General features: G+C 35.9%; 2 protein-coding genes. Both read right to left on the minus strand.

What is annotated here, in order from left to right:
* Positions 1–98: 98 nt before the first annotated feature.
* Positions 99–1,751: a GUN4 domain-containing protein gene (locus P9B04_RS20490; protein WP_342056824.1), complete on the minus strand. Its 1,653-nt coding sequence runs from the start codon at positions 1,749–1,751 to the stop codon at positions 99–101.
* A 310-nt stretch (positions 1,752–2,061) separates the two neighbouring features.
* Positions 2,062–2,483 (minus strand): IS1 family transposase (locus P9B04_RS20495; protein WP_342056825.1); only part of this gene is annotated, 422 nt, incomplete at its 5' end.

Consider the following 2,483-nt stretch of genomic DNA (forward strand, 5'->3'; position numbering starts at 1 on the left):
TTCTGACCTTATTATACCCTAATTTTGCTCATATTTTAGATGCGTTTGCCCTGCTAAAACCGTTAGAACCAGCTATACTTGACAACCGCCTGAAAGTCTTATATCTTACAAGTTACAAGTCTTTGCGCGAGAGAAGTACACCCAGCACATATACCCCACCACCACCACCACCCATCACGCTCCACCGCCTTCAGGTGTCCCCACCCCCCCGTAGGAAGGTGTCCCACCATTGTAGTATCTTGTAATTCAAAAGTGAGGTCTGATTTTTCCACAAAGTTTCCTCCTTTTCTCCAACCGACGCGGTCGCAAAAATCTATCCACGCATTTTCATTATAGTCTCTTGTTCCTCCAAGTTCATCCATATAGATTTTTTTCTGGACGCTGAAGCCAAATTTTCCCTTGCTGTAGTGGACCCAGAGTTGATCAATGGTGCGTAAGTCATCACAAGGGAAGTTATGGATATCAGACTCCCTTAACCATCCCTCAGAGACTCGATTAGCGACTCTGAGCATGACATTAGCAGTTTCTTTGTCAGCTTCTTTCCATTTCCCTGCTGCGAGGAGGTCACGAAGTTTAGTATAGTGAACATTTCTAGCACTTTTTAGTTCAACTTCAGAGACTAAAGGTACAGTGTAATCATTAATATCAATAGTTTCGTTAGTATAATTATTTCGTAGCTGATTTAAGTTTGATTCTACATCATTTTGAATAGAGTAAAGTGCAGTGGTTAAAGAGGTATTTTCTAATACTTCTGGAGGTAATAATAACTCATCTAAACTATTAACCGTTTCAAAACGTATATTCTCCAAAGCATCTCCTATTCGTTCCCGTTTACCATAACTTGTTACCAAAAAATATACCACACTATCAGATAAACTTTCCGACTCTTCAAAAGCAAATAATCTAGCATCTTGATTGAGAATATCTCCTGCTAATACTCTAATTTCTTCTACTGTTCCTGAGAGTTCTTCATCAATGCTCACAACTTGCTCAATTAAACCCTGAAACGGTCCCAGAAAGTTGCTCATAATGCTCTCAAAATTAATTGCCATATCAGCTAACTTATTAATATCTTTTTCTATTTTATTAATTTTTTGCTGTAAAGCATAGGCTTTTTGATATTTACCTAATTTTCCTACCATGTTCTCTAACAGAGACTTTTGTTCTACCTGATCCTCTGCTAATTTTTGGATACTCTTATTAATTAGATCAACTTTTTTTAACATTAATTGAGCAGCACGGTGTAAGATAAAAGCATTCCTGAAAATCTGTTGTTGTTGACTTTGATATAATTCCACTAAAACAGGATCATTCTCTGCTTCTTTCAGTCCAGTGAGGCGTTCTTCTTCTACTTGTGCTAATTCTAAGCATCTTTTATTAACAATTCCTTTTAATTCATCGGTTAATTGCACAAAAAACACCTGATAAGCTTGTTTGTGTTGAGTTAAAAAGCTAATAATCTTGTTGTAGTCTTTAATTAATCTTTCTAACTCTTGAAACCGTTCTGAAAAAGTGATTGGTTGAGAACGAGTTACAGTTTCGACTTTATTAAATAAACCGAAAAATCTCTGTTGAGTTTGAGTTTCTCTAGTTTCGCGTTTTTCCGCCTTAATTAGTTTTTGACGCTTTTTTATTTGTTGTTGTAATTGACTAAAACCTGGACTATTAAGAACGGGTAATTGATAGGTTTTTTCATAAATTTTAATAGATTCTGTGGATAAACTTAAAGCTGACTGTTGATTATTCTTCATTATAAAACAATAGGTAGTGTAACTCGTGTTTTACCAATCTAAGCAGCATCTGGCAACGGCAGATCCTTACTCTTCTGAAGAGTTGGCGTTTTTTGGTAGTTTCTTGACTAAGGATAAATCGTTTTTCAAAACAGCTTCATATAATTGTTGAGGGGTCGATTTCCTGTTTGATTGAACAGAATTAAGTTTTTCAGACATTGTAAATATTTCCTCTTCATTAGCAGAAGTTGGTGAGGCATAGTTCTCGCAAAATTTCATGAAAGCTAAAGTTTAAATTTTGGGTAGTGTTATTTAAGTAGTGAAAGTTAATCTAAGTTGATAGCATTTCCTCGTTATAATGATTGATGAAATACAAAATAGCCCCCTCATGGTTGAAAAAGTTTTTAGAAAACGCTAAGTTTTTTCTGACTAGACGAGAGCAGCGATGTCTTAAGGTATTATTTAATCTTTCAATCCTTGTTGTTTCACCACTTTTCTTTGTACTAGGATAGTGGCGGTCTCGCGAAGCGAGTGCGGCCGCACCGCTAGGGAGTACATCACAATATGATTCCCATAAATCTGTATAAAATTTCCCATTATCCTGATAATTTTTTGGTAAGGTCTTCCAAAATTCTTTGGCACTATTTCGACTGCGATCTCCTAAATGAAATCCCACAATTTGTCGACTTGATCTAGCGATCGCTAACCAAATATAAACTGAATTTTCCTTAGAATTTACGTAAGACCACAACT

This window comes from Crocosphaera sp. Alani8 (assembly GCF_038442745.1).
Classification (GTDB): Bacteria; Cyanobacteriota; Cyanobacteriia; order Cyanobacteriales; family Microcystaceae; genus Crocosphaera.